The 17,819-nt window shown below is 60.7% G+C and carries 19 protein-coding genes; 13 read left to right on the forward strand and 6 right to left on the reverse strand.

Features of this window, described 5'->3' with window-relative positions:
• The first annotated feature begins 11 nt into the window (after window positions 1-11).
• The gene (locus tag HFK74_RS07000) at window positions 12-2,171 is read left to right on the forward strand and encodes a type I secretion system permease/ATPase (protein ID WP_180202889.1); all 2,160 of its coding nucleotides are present in this window, start codon (window positions 12-14) and stop codon (window positions 2,169-2,171) included.
• Window positions 2,172-2,180: 9 nt separating this feature from the next.
• Entirely contained in the window at window positions 2,181-3,545 is a 1,365-nt protein-coding gene (locus HFK74_RS07005) for an HlyD family type I secretion periplasmic adaptor subunit (RefSeq protein WP_180202890.1), read from the forward strand.
• A gap of 115 nt (window positions 3,546-3,660) precedes the next feature.
• Here HFK74_RS07005 and HFK74_RS07010 read toward each other — a convergent pair whose 3' ends face one another.
• Together HFK74_RS07010 and HFK74_RS07015 are read right to left on the reverse strand one after the other, a co-directional pair.
• Entirely contained in the window at window positions 3,661-4,254 is a 594-nt protein-coding gene (locus tag HFK74_RS07010) for a tRNA-uridine aminocarboxypropyltransferase (RefSeq protein ID WP_180202891.1), read from the reverse strand.
• Between the two features lie 5 nt (window positions 4,255-4,259).
• Window positions 4,260-5,153: a LysR family transcriptional regulator gene (locus HFK74_RS07015; protein ID WP_007972518.1), complete on the reverse strand. Its 894-nt coding sequence runs from the start codon at window positions 5,151-5,153 to the stop codon at window positions 4,260-4,262.
• A 350-nt stretch (window positions 5,154-5,503) separates the two neighbouring features.
• Here HFK74_RS07015 and speB point away from each other — a divergent pair, with 350 nt between their 5' ends.
• The 6 genes from speB to HFK74_RS07045 all read left to right on the forward strand — a co-directional run bounded on the left by speB (window position 5,504) and on the right by HFK74_RS07045 (window position 11,103).
• The gene (gene speB, locus HFK74_RS07020; RefSeq protein WP_008060136.1) at window positions 5,504-6,454 is read left to right on the forward strand and encodes an agmatinase; all 951 of its coding nucleotides are present in this window, start codon (window positions 5,504-5,506) and stop codon (window positions 6,452-6,454) included.
• Between the two features lie 9 nt (window positions 6,455-6,463).
• Window positions 6,464-6,886 carry a nuclear transport factor 2 family protein gene (locus tag HFK74_RS07025; protein ID WP_180202892.1) on the forward strand — a complete coding sequence of 141 codons (423 nt, stop codon included), beginning with the start codon at window positions 6,464-6,466 and terminating at the stop codon, window positions 6,884-6,886.
• Between the two features lie 55 nt (window positions 6,887-6,941).
• Complete coding sequence (locus HFK74_RS07030; RefSeq protein WP_180202893.1) at window positions 6,942-8,450, forward strand: cytosine permease; 1,509 nt, start codon at window positions 6,942-6,944, stop codon at window positions 8,448-8,450.
• A gap of 145 nt (window positions 8,451-8,595) precedes the next feature.
• Window positions 8,596-9,975: a sodium:solute symporter gene (locus HFK74_RS07035; RefSeq protein ID WP_008060130.1), complete on the forward strand. Its 1,380-nt coding sequence runs from the start codon at window positions 8,596-8,598 to the stop codon at window positions 9,973-9,975.
• A gap of 85 nt (window positions 9,976-10,060) precedes the next feature.
• Window positions 10,061-10,786: an MBL fold metallo-hydrolase gene (locus HFK74_RS07040; protein ID WP_180202894.1), complete on the forward strand. Its 726-nt coding sequence runs from the start codon at window positions 10,061-10,063 to the stop codon at window positions 10,784-10,786.
• A 65-nt stretch (window positions 10,787-10,851) separates the two neighbouring features.
• A complete protein-coding gene (locus tag HFK74_RS07045) occupies window positions 10,852-11,103 on the forward strand; it encodes an acyl carrier protein (protein ID WP_180202895.1) in 252 nt (83 codons plus the stop codon).
• Between the two features lie 84 nt (window positions 11,104-11,187).
• Here the strand turns inward: HFK74_RS07045 and HFK74_RS33075 are convergent, their stop codons facing one another.
• From HFK74_RS33075 to HFK74_RS07055, 3 genes are all read right to left on the reverse strand, one after another.
• On the reverse strand, window positions 11,188-11,316 hold the full coding sequence (locus HFK74_RS33075; RefSeq protein WP_007914492.1) for a PA1414 family protein: 129 nt from the start codon (window positions 11,314-11,316) through the stop codon (window positions 11,188-11,190).
• A 186-nt stretch (window positions 11,317-11,502) separates the two neighbouring features.
• Entirely contained in the window at window positions 11,503-12,435 is a 933-nt protein-coding gene (locus HFK74_RS07050; RefSeq protein ID WP_180202896.1) for a DMT family transporter, read from the reverse strand.
• Between the two features lie 171 nt (window positions 12,436-12,606).
• A complete protein-coding gene (locus tag HFK74_RS07055) occupies window positions 12,607-13,443 on the reverse strand; it encodes a S1 RNA-binding domain-containing protein (RefSeq protein WP_008060121.1) in 837 nt (278 codons plus the stop codon).
• A gap of 348 nt (window positions 13,444-13,791) precedes the next feature.
• Here HFK74_RS07055 and HFK74_RS07060 point away from each other — a divergent pair, with 348 nt between their 5' ends.
• The 3 genes from HFK74_RS07060 (at window position 13,792) to HFK74_RS07070 (ending at window position 15,844) form a co-directional block, all read left to right on the forward strand.
• Window positions 13,792-13,980: a hypothetical protein gene (locus HFK74_RS07060; RefSeq protein ID WP_177325074.1), complete on the forward strand. Its 189-nt coding sequence runs from the start codon at window positions 13,792-13,794 to the stop codon at window positions 13,978-13,980.
• A gap of 194 nt (window positions 13,981-14,174) precedes the next feature.
• A complete protein-coding gene (locus tag HFK74_RS07065) occupies window positions 14,175-14,897 on the forward strand; it encodes a TorF family putative porin (protein ID WP_180202897.1) in 723 nt (240 codons plus the stop codon).
• A 77-nt stretch (window positions 14,898-14,974) separates the two neighbouring features.
• The gene (locus tag HFK74_RS07070; protein ID WP_180202898.1) at window positions 14,975-15,844 is read left to right on the forward strand and encodes a DUF6279 family lipoprotein; all 870 of its coding nucleotides are present in this window, start codon (window positions 14,975-14,977) and stop codon (window positions 15,842-15,844) included.
• 118 nt (window positions 15,845-15,962) lie between these two features.
• On the opposite strand, the gene HFK74_RS07075 is transcribed toward HFK74_RS07070, so the two are convergent.
• A complete protein-coding gene (locus tag HFK74_RS07075; protein WP_180202899.1) occupies window positions 15,963-16,352 on the reverse strand; it encodes a transcriptional regulator in 390 nt (129 codons plus the stop codon).
• A gap of 181 nt (window positions 16,353-16,533) precedes the next feature.
• Between HFK74_RS07075 and HFK74_RS07080 the strand changes: the two genes are divergently transcribed.
• Window positions 16,534-17,268, forward strand: coding sequence for a thioredoxin family protein (locus HFK74_RS07080; RefSeq protein WP_180202900.1), 735 nt, complete (start codon window positions 16,534-16,536; stop codon window positions 17,266-17,268).
• A 105-nt stretch (window positions 17,269-17,373) separates the two neighbouring features.
• Entirely contained in the window at window positions 17,374-17,649 is a 276-nt protein-coding gene (locus HFK74_RS07085) for a hypothetical protein (protein WP_033043015.1), read from the forward strand.
• Window positions 17,650-17,819 lie beyond the last annotated feature (170 nt).

Raw genomic sequence — 17,819 nt, forward strand, 5'->3', positions numbered from 1 at the left:
GAGCGATCAATGTGACCAGCATGGAAACCGCCAACACCGGTGTCGATCCACGCCTGAGCTTCGATGACCCGCTCCTGGACGGTCTGTTGATCCTCTGCAAACTCCACGGCGCGACGGTCAGTCGCGCCAGCCTCAGTGCCGGGCTGCCTATGGCACACCAACGCCTGAGCCTGGACCTGCTGCCCCGCGCAGCGGCCCGGGCGGGATTGCAGGCGCGCCTGCTGCGCCGCGATCTCAAGGACATCTCTGCGCTGAACCTGCCGGTGCTGCTGTTGCTCAACAATGGCCGTACCACCGTGTTGCGCCGCTTCGGCGAGGATGGCCGGGTCCTGATCCTGCCCAGCGAAGCCGATGGCGGCGAACAATGGACCACCGTTCAGGAGCTTGCCGGGCATTACAGCGGCCAGGCGCTGTTCGCCCGGCCACGGCATGAACTCGAAGACCTTCGCTCACCGCTGGTGCCACGGGTACAGGCGTGGTTTCGCGACACCCTGAAGCTGTCGAAATGGTTGTACAGCGATGCGATCCTGGCGAGTTTCCTGATCAACCTGCTGGGGCTGATGGTGCCGCTGTTCGTGATGCAGACCTACGACCGCGTGGTGCCGAACCAGGCCACCTCGACCTTGTGGGTGCTGTCCATCGGCCTGCTGATCGGCACCGGCTTCGAACTGGTGCTGCGGGTGGTGCGCGCGCATTTGCTGGACACCGCCGGCAAGAAGACCGACGTGATTCTTTCGGCGACCCTGTTCGAACGCATCACCGGCATGGCGATGAAAGCCAAGCCTGCAACCATCGGTGGCTTTGCCCAGAGCATTCACGATTTCCAGGGCCTGCGCGAGTTCCTCACCGCCGTGACCCTCACCAGCCTGATCGACCTGCCCTTTGCCCTGTTGATGCTGGTGGTGATCGGCCTGCTGGGTGGCTGGCTGGTGGTGATTCCGGTCCTGGCGTTCCCGATCACGATCATTTTCGCCATGATCATCCAGGCGCGCCTGCGCGACACCGTGCAGAAAAGCCTGAGCCTGGGCGCCGAACGCCAGGCCCTGCTGATCGAAACCCTGGGCGGCCTGGAAACCCTCAAGGCCTGCAGCGCCGAAAGCGAGCGCCAGCACAAATGGGAAAGCACCCACGGCGCCCTCACCCGCCTGGACAGCCACGCACGCAACCTCTCGGCGCTGGCCACCAATGGCACGCTGTTCATCCAGCAGTTTTCCGGCATGGCGACCATCGTGGCCGGGGTCTACAGCATCATCGCCGGCAACCTCAGCGTCGGCGCGCTGGTGGCGACCTACATGCTCGGCAGCCGGGTCCTGGCGCCGCTGGGGCAAATCGCCGGCCTGATCACCCGCTACCAGCAAGCGCAACTGACCATGAAAAGCACCGACGCGCTGATGTCCCTGCCCCAGGAGCGCGACGCCAGGCAAAGGCCGCTGGAGCGCACGCAACTGCAAGGCGCCCTGGATGTGGTCGGCGTGACCTTCCACTACAACGGCCAGAACGCCCCCGCGCTGGCCAACGTCAGCTTCAGCGTGAAACCCGGCGAACGCATCGGCATCATCGGTCGCAGCGGCTCGGGCAAAAGCACCCTGGCGCGCCTGGTGATGGGGTTCTACGAACCGGCGCAAGGCCAATTACTGCTCGATGGCCTGGACCTGCGCCAACTGGACGTCGCGGACCTGCGACACCAGATCGGCTACGTCGCCCATGACCTGCCGCTGCTGGCCGGCAGCCTGCGTGACAACCTGACCCTGGGCGCGCGCTACATCAGCGATGCGCGCATGCTCGAAGTGGCCGAACTGACCGGCGTCACCGAACTGGCCCGGCAGCACCCGCAAGGCTTCGACCGCCCGGTCGGCGAGCGCGGACAGTTGCTGTCCGGTGGTCAACGCCAAGCGGTGCTGCTGGCCCGCGCCTTGTTGCTCGACCCGCCGATCATGCTGCTCGACGAGCCCACCAGTGCCATGGACAACAGCAGCGAAGACGCCTTGCGGCAAAAACTCCACACCTGGGTCCAGGGCAAGACCCTGCTGCTGGTGACCCATCGCACCTCGATGCTCAGCCTGGTCGATCGCCTGGTGGTGCTGGACAACGGGCGAATCGTCGCCGACGGCCCGAAAGAAGCGGTCATCGATGCACTGCGCAAGGGCCGTGTCGGCTCTGCGGCCGTCTAGGAGTTGCCTATGTCTGCTTCATCGGATGCTTCGAAAGCACGTGGCTACTTCGACAGCTTCGGCAAAAGTGCCGAAGCCGAGTTCATGCCGGAAACAGCCGGCGCCGCGTTGCAGGACTCCCCGCGCTGGTCGCGGATCACCGTGTGGCTGGCCGCCGCGTTGCTGATCAGCGCCTTGGTCTGGGCCAAGTTCGCCGTGCTGCAGGAAGTCACCATGGGCGAAGGCAAGGCGATTCCGTCGAGCAAGGTCCAGGTGATCCAGAACCTTGAGGGCGGCATCGTCACCGAGATCTTCGTGCGTGAAGGGCAAATGGTGAACAAGGGCGACACCTTGCTGCGCCTGGATGACACGCGCTACCTGTCGAACAAAGGCGAAAGCGAAGTCGATCGCTACGCGCTGACCGCACAGGTCGAACGCCTGTCGGCCGAAGCCGAAGGCCGGCCGTTCAAGCTGTCGGAAGAAGTGATCGCCAAAGCGCCACAAGTCGCCGAAGACGAACGCTCGCTGTACGAACAGCGGCAACGGCGACTGGCCAGCGAACAACGCACGCTGACCGAACAACTGCGGCAAAAAACCCAGGAACTGGCGGAGTTTCGCTCGAAAGCCGGGCAATACGGCTCCAGCCTGGCGCTGGTCAACCAGGAGATGGCGATGTCCGAGCCACTGGTCAAGACCGGTGCCGTGTCGCCGGTGGAGATCCTGCGACTCAAGCGCAGCGCGGTGGAAATCCGCGGTTCGCTGAACGCCACCACCCTGGCCATTCCCCGGGCGGAATCGGCGATTGCCGAGATCAGGAGCAAGATCGACGAGTCCGAACAGTCGTTCCGTTCGGACGCGGCGAAGGAGCTGAATGAGAAACGCACCGACCTGTCGAAAATCACAGCCTCGAGCATTGCCATCGACGACCGCGTGACCCGCACCACCGTGGCCTCGCCGGTCAAGGGCATTATCAAGCTGTTGAAGGTCAACACCATTGGCGGTGTCGTCCAGCCGGGCAGTGACATGGTGGAAATCGTGCCGCTGGAAGACAACCTTTTGATCGAAGCCAAGGTGCGGCCACAGGACGTGGCGTTCCTGCATCCGGGCCAGAAAGCCATGGTCAAGTTCAGTGCCTACGACTACACGATCTACGGCGGCTTGAGTGCCAAGCTGGAGCTGATCGGCGCGGACACCATCACCGACGACAAGGGCAACAGCTTTTACCTGATCCAGGTGCGCACCGATAAAAACCACCTCGGCGGGGACGCGAAACCACTGCTGATCATTCCGGGGATGGTGGCGACGGTGGATATCATTACCGGGGAGAAGACTGTGCTGGATTATCTGCTTAAACCGGTGTTGAAAGCGCGGACCGAGGCGATGCGCGAGCGTTAACCTCCGATCGTTCCCACGCTCTGCGTGGGAATGCAGCCCGGGACGCTCCGCGTCCCTTCTACAAGCGTGACGCAGAGCGTCACAGGATGAATTCCCACGCAGAGCGTGGGAACTATCAGTCGGTGTGATTGCGTAGGAAAACCTCCTCCCCCATCGCCGCAATCTGCCCCTCGATCAACGCCTCGAACGGCTTGAGCAACGGCGCAAACGAGGTCGGCGCCTCAAGTGTTTCCAGCGCCTGCACGATCGCCTCCACCGTCGACAACGCCCCGGGCCCCGGCGCCTTGCGCAGCCGATAACGGGACACGCCACCCTCGGCCAGGGTCACCCGTGGCAGCGCCGCCAGCAGTGGATTGAGGTGCAGCATCTTGCGCGCCTTGCGCCAGGTGCCGTCCGGGACCACCAGCAACAGCGGCTCATCGGATGCGCCATACGCCTGCATCGGCTGCGCGTCCTCGCCGGGAAACAACAGCCGCGCCCGATACCCCGGTTGATTCAACAGGGTCGGCAAATCCTCGAACACCTCACCGACGATCAACTCGGCATTGCTCAACCCAAGCGCCGCCAACCGCGCAGTGTTCAATGCATGGTTCACTTCGCTGGGGTGCTGCAACAGCAACACCCGGGTGCGACTGTCGAGGTTGGGAATCAGCGGGCACAGGCAATGGCTCTGCGGACGCAGGCAGCGGGGACATTGAATTCTCGGCATCTTCTTCACGCCTGGTTGAGTTGTGCTTTGAGCAGATCGCGAAAGGTCTGGATCAACGGCTCACGGCTACGCCCACGGCGCACGATCATCGAGAACGGGGCCTGATAACCGAAGGTGGCCGGCAGCAACACGCGCAGGTCACCCTTGTCGGCCCAGGCCTGGGCGTAGTGTTCCGGCAAGTAACCGATGTAGGCGCCGGACAGCACCAGGATCAGCTGCGCCTCCATGCTTTCCACGGTCGCGGCGCTGTGCTTGAAGCCGTGTCGGGCCAGCTCGGCCTGGCTCCAGTAGCCGCGACCGACCATGCGTTGCTGGGTGATCACCTGCTCGGGGATGCGCCGCTCGTTGAACAGCGGATGCCGCGTGCTGCAATACAACCAGTGCTGTTCGCGGTACAGCGGCATATAAACCAGACCGCTCATGCGCGTGGAAAACGCGCCGATGGCCAGGTCGAGGCGGTTGTCCTGCACGCCCAGTTGCAGTTCATAAGGACTCATCACCGACAGGTGCAAGTGCACCGCCGGGTGCTCCTGGCTGTAGGCGCCGATGGCTTCGGCGAACGGCAAGGCCTTGTCGCTGACCGTGGAATCGATCACCCCCAGGTTCAGCGTGCCGCGCAATTCGCCCTTGAGCGCGGCGGCATATTGTTCGAAACCTTCGAGCTCACCCAATAGACGCAGGGTTTCCTGATGAAACAGTTCACCCTTGCTGGTCAGGCTGAACCCGCCACGGCCGCGATGGCACAACACCAACCCCAGGGCTGCTTCGAGCTGGCTCATGTAGGTGCTGATGGCCGACGTCGAGAGGTTGAGCTCTTGCTGGGCGTTGGCGAAGCCCTGATGCCGCACCACGCTGACGAAAATGCGCAAAAGTTTCAGGTCGGGTAAAGCGTTGGCCATGTAAAGGCTCCAATCATGGACTGACGCGCAGTGTTCAAGTCAATGCAGATCCTTGTGGGAGCGAGCCTGCTCGCGATGAGGGCGTAACAGCCAACATCAATGTTGACTGACCCGCCGCTATCGCGAGCAGGCTCGCTCCCACAAGAGTTGTTCCTGGCATCGGGTTTTGTGTGTGAGGAGAAGTCTACCGCCGCCACTTCCATTAGTTTAGAAAAATCTGAACTAAGTATTTGCCCGTAGCGATTCTTCCCGGCCACTACATTTCGCAGAATCGGCACCTACTCGTGGTACCCGTCCCTCCGTGAACGGTGTAACCCAATAAATAAAACAACGACGATGAGGCCCTACCCGTGGACAAGATTCTTCACCAACCACTGGGCGGCAACGAAATGCCGCGCTTCGGCGGCATCGCCACCATGATGCGACTCCCCCATGTACCGACCGCTGCAGGTCTGGACGCTGCTTTTGTCGGCGTGCCGCTGGACATCGGTACCTCCCTGCGCCCTGGCACCCGTTTCGGGCCTCGTGAAATCCGCGCTGAATCGGTCATGATTCGCCCGTACAACATGGCCACCGGCGCTGCGCCGTTCGACTCGCTGTCGGTTGCCGATATCGGCGACGTGGCGATCAACACCTTCAACCTGCTGGATGCCGTTCGGATCATCGAAGAATCCTACGACAACATCCTCGAACACGATGTGATCCCCCTGACCCTGGGTGGCGACCACACCATCACCCTGCCGATCCTGCGTGCCATCCATAAAAAGCACGGCAAGGTCGGCCTGGTGCACATCGACGCCCACGCCGATGTGAACGATCACATGTTCGGCGAGAAAATCGCCCACGGCACCACCTTCCGTCGCGCCGTCGAAGAAGGCCTGATCGACCCGGACCGTGTGGTCCAGATCGGTCTGCGTGCCCAGGGCTACACCGCTGACGACTTCAACTGGAGCCGCAACCAGGGCTTCCGTGTGGTTCAGGCCGAAGAGTGCTGGCACAAATCCCTGGCCCCCCTGATGGCCGAAGTGCGCGAGAAAGTCGGCGGCGGTCCGGTGTACCTGAGCTTCGACATCGACGGTATCGATCCGGCCTGGGCGCCTGGCACCGGCACCCCGGAGATCGGTGGCCTGACGACCATCCAGGCAATCGAGATCGTGCGTGGCTGCCAAGGCCTGGACCTGGTCGGTTGCGATCTGGTAGAAGTCTCGCCCGCTTACGACACCACCGGCAACACCTCGCTGCTGGCCGCCAACCTGCTGTACGAAATGCTCTGCGTACTGCCTGGCGTAGTCCATCGCTGAGGATCGGTCATGAATGAACGCGATCAGGTCTTGAAAGCGGCCGCCGACCTGGTGTCCGCCTTCGCCCGCAACGATCGCGAAGCCTACTTCGGCGCGTTCAGCGCCGATGCCAGCTTCGTCTTCTACACCCTCGAACAGCCCCAGCTGTCGCGCGATGCCTACCAGGCGTTGTGGGACAGCTGGCGCGCCGAGGACGGCTTCGAAGTGCTCTCGTGCACCTCGAGCAACGCTTTCGTCAGCCTGCAGGGTGACGTGGCGATTTTCATCCATGACGTGGCCACCGAGCTGCGCATGCAAGGGGAGCAGCACTTTAGCCAGGAGCGCGAGACGATTGTTTTCAAGAAACAAGCGTCTGGCCAAGAACAACAAGGCCTATGGCTGGCCTGCCACGAACATTTGTCCGCGATGCCGGAAGGGCTGCCAACCCCTTAGCCAACACAGGTGACGCTCACACACGATGAGCGCGCCTTTATGATCGGAGCAGATCATGAATAACAAAAACAACGAAAACAGTCTTAGCATCGAAACAAACGGGGTCGAACAGATCCCGGACAATGAGCGCACCGCCCGGCCCAGCGACCTGTTTCGCTTGATCTTCGGTGGCGCCAACACCTTTGCAACCGCCGTGCTCGGCAGTTTCCCGGTACTGTTCGGCCTGTCTTTCCAGGCGGGCGTCTGGGCGATTGTGCTGGGCGTGGTGCTCGGTGCATTGATCCTCGCGCCGATGGGCCTGTTCGGGCCGATCAACGGCACCAACAACGCCGTGTCTTCCGGGGCGCACTTCGGTGTGCACGGGCGCATCGTCGGTTCCTTCCTGTCGCTGCTGACCGCCATCGCGTTCTTCTCGCTCTCCGTCTGGAGTTCGGGTGACGCACTGGTAGGCGGCGCCAAGCGCCTGATCGACCTGCCGGAAACCGACCTGACCCTGGGCCTGGCCTACGGTTTGTTCGCGCTGCTGGTGTTGACGGTGTGCATCTACGGTTTCCGCTTCATGCTGTGGGTCAACCGCATCGCGGTGTGGGCGGCCAGCCTGTTGTTCCTGCTGGGCATCTTCGCGTTTGCCCCGGCGTTCGACAGCCAGTATGCCGGCACCGTGGCCATGGGTCAGGCCGGTTTCTGGGCCGCATTCATCGGCGCTGCGCTGGTCGCCATGAGCAACCCGATTTCCTTCGGCGCGTTCCTCGGCGACTGGTCACGCTACATCCCGCGTGAAACGCCGAAAGGCCGGATCATGGTGTCGGTGATCGCTGCGCAACTGGCCACGCTGATTCCGTTCCTGTTCGGCCTCGTCACCGCCACCATCGTAGCGGTCAAGGCACCGGACTACATCGCGGCCAACAACTACGTCGGCGGCCTGCTGGCGGTTTCGCCGAGCTGGTTCTTCCTGCCGGTGTGCCTGATTGCGGTGATCGGCGGCATGTCCACCGGCACCACTTCGCTCTACGGCACCGGCCTGGACATGTCCAGCGTGTTCCCCCGGGTGCTGTCGCGGGTCAAGGCCACGCTGCTGATCGGTGTGATGTCGATTGCCTTCATCTTCATCGGGCGCTTTGCGGCGAACCTGGTGCAGAGCGTGTCGACCTTCGCCGTGCTGATCATCACCTGCACCACCCCGTGGATGGTGATCATGATCATCGGCCTGCTGGTGCGTCGCGGCTTCTACTGCCCGGATGACCTGCAAGTGTTCACCCGCGGCGAGAAAGGCGGCCGCTACTGGTTCACCCACGGCTGGAACTGGCGTGGCCTGGGCGCCTGGATCCCGAGCGCGGCCGTCGGCCTGTGCTTCGTGAACCTGCCAGGGCAGTTCGTCGGACCACTGGGCGAAATGGCCGGCGGTATCGACATCAGCCTGCCGGTCACCCTGGGCCTGGCCTCGGTGGTGTACCTGGTGCTGCTGAGCCTGTTCCCGGAATCGAGCGCGGTGTTCGGCCCGAATGATTCACGTAGCAAGAGCACGGATTCGCTCGTTAAACCGGCTATCAGCCAAACAGCTTGATCCACCTGTAGGAGCGAGGCTTGCCCGCGAAGAACGATAACGCGGTCGGCCTGACTGTCCGCGGCGCTCAATTCGCGGGCAAGCCACGCTCCTACAGGAATTGATTTCAGCCTCACATAAAAAAGACAATCGGAGACACGCCACAATGGCTTTGGATTTATTCGTCGTACTCATCTACGCCGCCGCGATGCTGATACTCGGCTATTACGGCATGCGCAAGGCCAAGACCAACGAAGACTTTTTGGTCGCCGGTCGTAACCTCGGCCCGAGCCTGTACATGGGCACCATGGCCGCCACCGTCCTCGGCGGCGCGTCCACCGTGGGCACCGTGCGCCTGGGCTACGTGCATGGCATCTCCGGTTTCTGGCTGTGCGCCGCACTGGGTTGCGGCATCGTCGCGCTGAACCTGTTCCTGGCCAAGCCGCTGCTGAAACTGAAGATCTACACCGTTACCCAGGTGCTGGAAAAACGCTACAACCCGATGGCCCGCTCCGCGAGCGCGGCGATCATGCTGGCGTACGCACTGATGATCGGCGTGACCTCGATCCTGGCCATCGGCACCGTGCTGCAAGTGCTGTTCGGCCTGCCATTCTGGGTCTCGGTACTGCTCGGCGGTGGCGTCGTGGTGGTTTACTCGGCCATTGGCGGCATGTGGTCGCTGACCCTGACCGACATCGTCCAGTTCGTCATCAAGACCGTAGGCCTGATGTTCATCCTGTTGCCAATCTGCCTGTACCGCGTCGGCGGTTGGGATGAACTGGTGTTGAAACTGCCGGCGGCAAGCTTCAGCTTCACCACCATCGGCTGGGACACCATCATCACCTACTTCATGATCTACTTCTTCGGCATCCTGATCGGTCAGGACATCTGGCAACGGGTGTTCACCGTCAAGACCGCCAAAGTGGCCCAGGTTGCCGGTACGTTCGCCGGTGTCTACTGCATCCTCTACGGTCTGGCCTGCGCCCTGATCGGCATGGCTGCCCACGTACTGATCCCGGATCTGGACAACGTCAACAACGCGTTCGCCGCCATCGTCAAACTGTCCCTGCCGGACGGCATCCGTGGCCTGGTGATCGCTGCCGCACTGGCCGCCATGATGTCCACCGCCAGCGCCGGCCTGCTCGCCGCCGCCACCACCCTGACCGAAGACCTGCTGCCAAAACTGCGCGGCGGTAAACAGTCGAGCCTGGGCCTGAACCGCCTGGTGACCATGCTGACCGGTATCGTGGTGCTGGGTATCGCCCTGGTGGTGAACGACGTGATCAGCGCCTTGACCCTGGCCTACAACCTGTTGGTAGGTGGCATGCTGGTTCCGCTGATCGGCGCGATCTTCTGGAAACGCGCCACCACCGCCGGCGCCATCGCCAGCATGGGCCTGGGCTTCGCCACCGCGCTGCTGTTCATGTTCAAGGACGGCCTGGACGCCAACACGCCGATCTACTACAGCCTCGGCGTAGGCCTGGTGAGCTTCGTGGTGGTCAGCCTGCTGTCCCCACGCCCGGCGATGCAGGCCAGCGCCGCCTAAGCTGAATATAACGACTTGATGCTTTCTTCGACGAGTGTGGCGTCGGTTGCCACACTCGTTTTTTTTCGCCTGAAGGAAACTGCCCATGAAGATCGTCAGCCGCGATCAGTGGTTCGAAGTCAAACAGCTCAGCGATGGCATCCGACTGATTCACGAGCCTTACATTCGCCCCTTCTATCGCTGCAACCTTTGGCACATTCAAGGCCGCGACAAAGACTTGTTGCTCGACAGCGGCTCGGGGCTGGTCAGCCTGCGTGAGCAACTGCCGTGGATCACCGAGCGGCCCCTGGTGGCGGTGGCCAGCCACTGCCATTTCGACCATATTGCCGGGCACCACGAATTCGCCGAGCGCCTGGTGCACCCGGCCGAAGCGGATATCCTGGCCGCACCGGACGGCGAAAACGACTTGAGCAAAGCCTTCGTCGGCGACGACATGTTCGAAGCGCACCCCGATTGCCCATTGTGCTACGCCGAGTATCGGGTCAAGGCCGCACCGGCCACCAAAACGATCGACGAAGGCGATGTACTGGACCTGGGCAACCGGGTGCTGCAAGTGCTGCACACCCCGGGGCACTCCCCAGGCGGCATCAGCCTGTACGAAGCGGCCACCGAGACCCTGTTCAGCGGCGACATCATCTACGACGGGCCGTTGATCGAAGACGCCTACCACTCCAACCTCGATGATTACGCACGCAGCCTGCAGCGCTTGCGCGCCCTGCCGATCCGTACGGTGCATGGCGGGCATTTCGGCAGTTTTTCCGGCACCCATCTGCGTGACATGATTGACCAGTGGCAACGCTCGCACGCCTGAAGCCTGCTGTACTCAACCTGAGGAACAAACAGCAGGTATCACCACAACGCCGTGGAAGAGCTGCCATGAAAAGAGATGCCGTGCGTGCCGCCGTCCATCACTACATCAGCCGCCTGCTTGACGGCCGGGATGACTTCGACGACAACGCCAGCCTTGCTCAATTGGGATTGGATAAAGCGGATATCGAAGACCTGATCTTCCATCTGGAAGACGAACTCGGCTTGACGGCATTCACCGCGGAGGAAGACCAGATGCTCAAGACCGCCAGGACGGCGAACGACTTGAGCCGGTTCTTGATGGAGATCGCGCGGCATTGACCGGGCTGACCTCCCTGCAAGCATTATTGCGCATGGAGCAGCGAGCAGCAGCCCTTGGCTGCTGCTGCAGGGACGACGTCGCGTTTACCGGCGACGCTGCTGGCGTCGGCGCTGTTCGTCGTCGGTGCGAATAGGCACAGGTTGCAGAGGCGGTTCAATCAAACCGAGTGCAACACCCAGGTCGTGCAGCCAGTTTTGAATTTTCTCTTTCATGATGCCCCCTTCAGGGTAGTGCCGGGCGACCGGAATTCTATAGTCGCTTCGCACTGATAATAGTCCGAAGTGTCGAGCAATGCTCGTCGAACATGACAACGATCTGTTACTGAATGGATCATAATCCGACGACATGAGTCCAGCCGGGCGCATTGCCAACGGCGGACGGCATGCCTGGCAGCCCACTCAAGACTGCCCAAGGACTCTGCGCAATCGACGACGGACCCACTGTTCGGCGCTGACAAAGGTAATCCCCAGCAACACCAGCACGGCACCGATGACGAAATTGAGGCTCAGCGCCTCCCCCAGCAGGACCACCCCAAACGTGACGCCAAACAAGGGCGTCATGAACGAAAACACCGCAAGGTTGGCCGCCAGATACCGGCGCAGCAACCAGAACCACACCAGGTAGCTGAAAAACGACACCACGATGCCCTGGAACAGCACGCTGGCCACCGCCACGCCGGTCAAGCTGACGTGGGTGATCTGGCCGCTGAGCAACGCAATCAGCAGCAGGCCGACGAAACCGACGATCAACTGGTAAAACAACGTCAGGGTCACCGGCGCCTCCGACAGGCGCGAAGCGCGCACCACCACGGTGGTCGCGCCCCAGCAAGCCCCCGCCAGGACGCCCAACGCATCGCCCAGCAACAGGCGGCGATCGAGGTTATCCCAGGACACCCCCCCGGCAAACGCAATCCCGATGCCGACGAAGGCCAGGAAAATGCCCAGCCATTGCACAGGCCGCAAACGCTCACTCGGCAACAGCCAGTGCACGCCCAACGCGGTGAAAATCGGCGCGGTATAGAGGAACACCGACATGTGCGCCGCGGTGGTCAGTTGCAGGCCTTCGGAAATGAACAGGAACTCCAGGCCAAACAAGGCCCCGGCCAGCAGGCCGCCGCGCCAGGTGGCGCCCACCTGGTCCCAACCGCCCTTCCAGCAGATCAATAATCCCACCAGCAGCGCGGATATGCCCGAACGCCCGGCCGCCTGCATGACCGGCGCAATATCGGGCGCCGCCCACTTGATCATTACCTGCTGGATGCCCCAGACCAGGCACAACCCCACCATCACTTGCAGGGCGAATCCATCGGCGCTGCGCCGGGTGGCGCTCACCTTGATACCTCGACAACACAAAACATGGCAGTGGCTCGACAGTCAAAAACAAAGCCCCGGTACGATGCCGGGGCGTCAATATCATGCTGTCGATTATTAACCAGATGGACAGAAATTGCCGTCTGTTAGAGACCTTTACTTCTCTGCGCACGTCATTGTGCGAGGGTGCGCTCAGCTCAATTCGATACGGTCGGCATGAATCACGATCTGGCCGTTCTTGTACAACGCACCGATGGCCTTCTTGAAGTTGCCCTTGCTGACGCCGAACATGCTGCTGATCAGGGTCGGATCGCTTTTGTCGCTGACCGCCAGGCTGCCGTTGTTCTCGCGCAACTTGGCGAGGATCTTCGAGTTCAGGCTGCTGGCCGCTTCGACGCCAACCGGTTGCAGGCTCAGGCTGATCTTGCCGTCGCTGCGAACTTCCTTGATGAAGCCCTTCTCTTCCTTGCCGGCGCGCATGAACTTGAAGATTTCGTTCTTGTGAATCAGGCCCCAGTGCTTGTTGTTGATGATGGCCTTGAAACCCATGTCGGTGGCTTCGGCCACCAGCAAGTCAACTTCCTGCCCCGGGGTGTAGTTGGCGGGCGTCTTGTCCAGGTAGCGGTCCAGGCGCGCGGTCGCGGTGATGCGGCGGGTATGCTTGTCGAGGTAGACATGCACCACGGCGTATTCACCGGCCTGCATCTGGCGCTTTTCTTCCGAATACGGCAGCAACAGGTCTTTGGGCAGGCCCCAATCCAGGAACACACCAATGCTGTTGACTTCAACAACTTTCAAACTGGCGAATTCGCCAACTTGAACTTTCGGCTTTTCAGTAGTTGCGATGAGTTTGTCATCGCTGTCCAGATAAACAAAAACGTTGAGCCAGTCTTCATCTTCGCTGGGAATATCTTTTGGAATATAACGATTAGGCAACAGGATTTCGCCATCCGCGCCACCGTCCAGATATAAACCGAAGTTAGTGTGTTTAACCACTTGCAAACTGTTGTAACGCCCGACTAAAGCCATGTCCAATACCCTCATTGCGTGGCGGCATTCTACCCGTTTTTGGCGGCCAGGTTCGCCAGTCAGCCCGGTGGCGCCAGAAATTCCCCGCAAAGCCCTGATTTTTCCCGGTTTTGCCATTTTCTGGCCGCCGCTCGTCAGACCGGGGCCGACGATCATCCTGCCGCCTGCCCTGGGCGAAACGCAGTCTTCCCCACCAGGTTCTTAGTTAAAACAGCGGCTTAGGGCGATATTTCAATTATAACTTGCAATTTGTGCTGTCCCCACTCAATGTCGCCCAGCGGATATTTGCCAAGCAAATATCAAGTCAATCCTGTACGATGCCTGGCCAAGTTAATTTTCTACAGGTTAATGGCCGCCATGCGCGTAAAAGCATCCAACAGCAAAGCAAAGCCAGCTCCAGCCGTCGAAACCAGCGAGTCGATCAACAGCCAGATCGCTGCGTTCCTCAAATCCGGCGGTGAAATCCAGCAAATTGCCAAAGGTGTGAGCGGCCAGTCGTTCGGCCCATCCAAGCAGATCACCCTGGGCAAGAAGTAATACCCCGCGCTGCACCTGGTCCCTAAGCGCTTTGAACTTCGAAGCGCTTGGACTGGAACCTCGCAACACCCTCCCCATCTTGTAGAAATCGACGAACGGCCCACCCGGCCTGTCATTCGTCGGTATCCTTGCACGCGTCTAGATCAAGCGTTACAGCAGGCTGAAACCTGCCCGCGCGGTTCATGGAGTGACGCATGCGCACACCCTCTTGTTTATCCTTGCTGCTCGGCGGCCTGCTGGTCTGTTCGGGAGTGCAGGGGCAAATCTTTCAACGCGAGCTGGGGGATTTCGACCTCAAGCTCGGGACCAGTCCCAGCCGCAGCATGGCCCAGGGCCTCGTCAAGCCATCGGCCGTCGGTTCGTTTCATGGCGGCCTGGACCTGACCCATGACAGCGGGTTCTACGTCGGCCAATGGTCGCCAAGCATGGGCATCAGCCCGGGAAAAAACCTCGAGATCGACTCCTACGCGGGTTTCAAACAACCCTTCGACCAGGTCCTCGGCTACGAAGTAGGCATCATCCATTACAGCTACCCCGAAGTTGACACCCTCGACAGCCAGGAAGTGTTCGGTGGCCTGACCCTGCTGGGCAGCCGTTTCGGCGCAGCCTTGAGCAACGATCCAGACAAACGCAACAACACGCTGTTTGCCGACCTGCGCGGCAACCAGCCGTTCGGCATCGGGGTCAGCATGAAATACACCACCCACCAGTTGAACACGCCCGTCGCCGTGGACGGCGGTTACGTCGGCAGCTTCACCGATTGGTCGGTAAAACTGTCCCGACCGTTCATGGGCATCGACCTCGATCTGATCTACAGCGATTCGAGCCTCAACGGCAGCTATTGTTCAGCCTATACCGGGCAGAATAGCCAGTGCGACGCACTCCTCACCCTCAAGGCCGAACACACGTTCTACTGACGGGCTGAACTGCCGGGTTCATTGCGCGTTCAGATGAGCATCAGCTCCGCAAGCCAGGCTTTCGCAAGGATTCGCCCATGTCTCGCTGGATTAAACACATTGCCTTTGTGCTCATGTTCACCCTTGCCCTCGGCGCGTGCAACCGCATGGGCCTGGCTTATCGCAACCTCGACGTGATCATTCCCTGGACGCTCAGCGATTACCTGGACATGAACGGCGAGCAGAAAAGCTGGCTCAACGAACGCCTGAAGGAACACTTGAGTTGGCATTGCACCACACAAATGCCGGGGTATCTCGACTGGCTGGACCGCCTGCAGACCATGATCGCGACCAATCAGGTCACCGATGCCGCGCTGCAGGCGCGCACGGCAGAAGCCGAAGCCGCCATTGCCGAGACCGCCCGGGAAATCACGCCATCCGCTATCGAGTTGCTGCAGGGCCTGGATGACAACCAGGTCGCAGAAATGAACGAGGCCTTCGCCAAGGACCAGCGCAAGCGCCAGGAAAAATACCTGAAACCGCCACTGGAGCAGCAGATCAGGCAGCGTGGCGAGCGCATGGAGAAACGCCTGAATGAATGGCTCGGGCCACTCAGTGCCTCGCAACAACAACGGGTCATGGCCTGGTCGAATGACTTGGGCGACCAGAACACGCAATGGATCGCCAACCGCATTCACTGGCAGAAACAGTTCAGCGCCGCCGTCGCGCAGCGCCAGACGCCACAATTCCCACAGCGAATCGAGACGCTTCTGGTCAACCGCGAGAGCTTATGGACACCGGCCTACCGCCAGGCCTTCGCCAAAACCGAAGCCCAGGCGCGGGCGCTGTTTGTGGATTTGATGGCGCAAAGTACGCCGCAACAACGTCAGCGCTTGTTGACGAAGATCGAGGGCGTGAAGAAGGATTTCAGTGACTTGAAATGCCTGAAAGCAGCGAAGCAGAGTTGAACGCAACAAAAATCCCTTGTAGGAGCGAGCTTGCTCGCGAATGCGGCGTGCCTGTTTACATTGATGTCACTACACTACGCATTCGCGAGCAAGCTCGCTCCTACAGGTTGGATGAACGTCAGGCAATCTGCGCCTTCGAAGCCACTTCATCAAACGTCTGTTCGTCCAATGCATCCTCCTGCTCATCCAGCACCTGCCGCGGATGCTCATCGCCCGGAATACAGCTGTCGATCAGGCTCAACAACCTCGAACCACGCATCGTCAAAATGTAATTCGAACCGGTGCCTCCCTGTTCCTCGGGTCGAGGCTCGATATAACCGCGCAGGAGCAGCAACTTTTCATACTCGCCGGCCAGCGCTTTCAAGTGATCCAGGTTTTCAATCTGCTCACCTTGCGCTGCTTTCTGCGCGGCGTACTGCTCGGCATAGGGCCGTGGCGTGAAGCTGCTCGCACCGTTCTGCACTTCGTGCAGCAAGTGCTCAATCAAATCCCAGTTGTAAGTGGTCATCCTGATTCAACCTCCGGTGCCCGTGAAAGAGAGGGCCTTCATAGGGTGTAACAAAAGCGCACGGCAGCCGTTCAGCCCGCGTTCCTTTCACGCGACCGACCGGCGGTATGTCGATTTACCGGCAGGTCAAACGACTAGGCTGTGTAAGTCACCTCCCCCGCATCACGCAGGAGAACGCCAAATGAACATTCAGAACCACCCCGTTGTGTCGCGGGAAGAATGGCTCGCCGCGCGCAAACAACACCTGGCACACGAAAAGGCCTTCACCAAGGAACGGGACAGGCTAAGCGCCGAGCGCCGCGCCCTGCCCTGGGTAAAAATCGACAAGGACTACCACTTCCAGGGCATCGACGGAGAACTGAAACTCGCCGACCTGTTCGGTGGCCGCAGCCAATTGGTCATTTACCATTTCATGTTCGCCGACGGCTGGGACGAAGGCTGCCCCGGTTGCTCGTTCCTGTCCGACCACATCGACGGGGCCAACCAGCATCTGTCACACCACGACGTCTCGGTCGTGGCGGTGTCCCACGCACCGTTCGCCCAATTCCAGGCGTTCAAGCGGCGCATGGGCTGGAAATTCGACTGGGTATCCTCCGAAGGTTGCGATTTCAACTATGACTTCGGTGTAACGGCCCGCGCCGAAGACGTCGCCGCCGGAAAGGCCACCTACAACTACGAAAAAACCGACGGTTCGGAAGAAGAACTTCCCGGCCTCAGCGTGTTTTATCGCAACGAAGCCGGCGAGATTTTCCACACCTACTCCACTTATGCCCGGGGTCTGGACCTGCTGGTGGGTACTTACAACTACCTCGACCTGATGCCCAAGGGCCGTAACGAAGAAGAAATCATGGATTGGGTGCGGCACCATGACCAGTATGAGGAGAAGGCAACGGCGAGCTGCTGCCATGGCGGATAGAGCTCAAAAAACCGACTCGTGAGCCACAGGAGATGGCGGTGAACTTTTTGCCTGCGGCAACCCTCAACCGGTTAACCCGCCTTAACCGGAACTGAGGCCCGACAGATGAAAATCCTGCTGAAGCTTACCCTCGCCACCACCCTCGCCTGCGCCCTGCCCGTTTGGGCCTGCACGCCGGAGGAGGCCACTCTCAAACGCGAGCAGCTGGCCAAGGAAGTCACCAAGCTCACCGAACAGAACCCGGCCAAGGCCAAGGAGATCAACGACGAGCTGCAGAAAATGGACCTGGGCACTGCCTCCAAGGATTTGCCGGACAAGTGCCAGTTGATCGATCAGCGGCTCAAGGAATTGGGTACGGCCGAGAAGAAAGCCGAGAGCTGAAGACACGAAAAAAACCCCGGACACTGTCCGTAATACTGTTCACTTTAGTGGCTCGATGTGGCAAGAAAATCAATAGCCAAAGCGAGGCGCCCTACAGCCGACCTGATTGCAGGTCTGTTCGGGATCTGATCGTTCCCACGCTCTGCGTGGGAACGCCGCCAGGGACGCTC

The sequence above is a fragment of the Pseudomonas sp. SbOxS1 genome (assembly GCF_013416725.1).
Classification (GTDB): Bacteria; Pseudomonadota; Gammaproteobacteria; order Pseudomonadales; family Pseudomonadaceae; genus Aquipseudomonas.

What these genes read in the sequence shown, in the direction of transcription:
- HFK74_RS07005 (WP_180202890.1), top strand. Translation starts at nt 2,181, where the DNA reads ATGTCTGCTTCATCGGATGCTTCGAAAGCACGTGGCTACTTCGACAGC.
- HFK74_RS33075 (WP_007914492.1), bottom strand. Translation starts at nt 11,316, where the DNA reads ATGAAAGAGAAAATTCAAAACTGGCTGCACGACCTGGGTGTTGCACTC.
- HFK74_RS07075 (WP_180202899.1), bottom strand. Translation starts at nt 16,352, where the DNA reads ATGACCACTTACAACTGGGATTTGATTGAGCACTTGCTGCACGAAGTG.
- HFK74_RS07045 (WP_180202895.1), top strand. Translation starts at nt 10,852, where the DNA reads ATGAAAAGAGATGCCGTGCGTGCCGCCGTCCATCACTACATCAGCCGC.
- HFK74_RS07035 (WP_008060130.1), top strand. Translation starts at nt 8,596, where the DNA reads ATGGCTTTGGATTTATTCGTCGTACTCATCTACGCCGCCGCGATGCTG.
- HFK74_RS07065 (WP_180202897.1), top strand. Translation starts at nt 14,175, where the DNA reads ATGCGCACACCCTCTTGTTTATCCTTGCTGCTCGGCGGCCTGCTGGTC.
- HFK74_RS07030 (WP_180202893.1), top strand. Translation starts at nt 6,942, where the DNA reads ATGAATAACAAAAACAACGAAAACAGTCTTAGCATCGAAACAAACGGG.
- HFK74_RS07055 (WP_008060121.1), bottom strand. Translation starts at nt 13,443, where the DNA reads ATGGCTTTAGTCGGGCGTTACAACAGTTTGCAAGTGGTTAAACACACT.
- HFK74_RS07025 (WP_180202892.1), top strand. Translation starts at nt 6,464, where the DNA reads ATGAATGAACGCGATCAGGTCTTGAAAGCGGCCGCCGACCTGGTGTCC.
- HFK74_RS07015 (WP_007972518.1), bottom strand. Translation starts at nt 5,153, where the DNA reads ATGGCCAACGCTTTACCCGACCTGAAACTTTTGCGCATTTTCGTCAGC.
- HFK74_RS07060 (WP_177325074.1), top strand. Translation starts at nt 13,792, where the DNA reads ATGGCCGCCATGCGCGTAAAAGCATCCAACAGCAAAGCAAAGCCAGCT.
- HFK74_RS07040 (WP_180202894.1), top strand. Translation starts at nt 10,061, where the DNA reads ATGAAGATCGTCAGCCGCGATCAGTGGTTCGAAGTCAAACAGCTCAGC.
- HFK74_RS07080 (WP_180202900.1), top strand. Translation starts at nt 16,534, where the DNA reads ATGAACATTCAGAACCACCCCGTTGTGTCGCGGGAAGAATGGCTCGCC.
- HFK74_RS07085 (WP_033043015.1), top strand. Translation starts at nt 17,374, where the DNA reads ATGAAAATCCTGCTGAAGCTTACCCTCGCCACCACCCTCGCCTGCGCC.
- HFK74_RS07010 (WP_180202891.1), bottom strand. Translation starts at nt 4,254, where the DNA reads ATGCCGAGAATTCAATGTCCCCGCTGCCTGCGTCCGCAGAGCCATTGC.
- HFK74_RS07070 (WP_180202898.1), top strand. Translation starts at nt 14,975, where the DNA reads ATGTCTCGCTGGATTAAACACATTGCCTTTGTGCTCATGTTCACCCTT.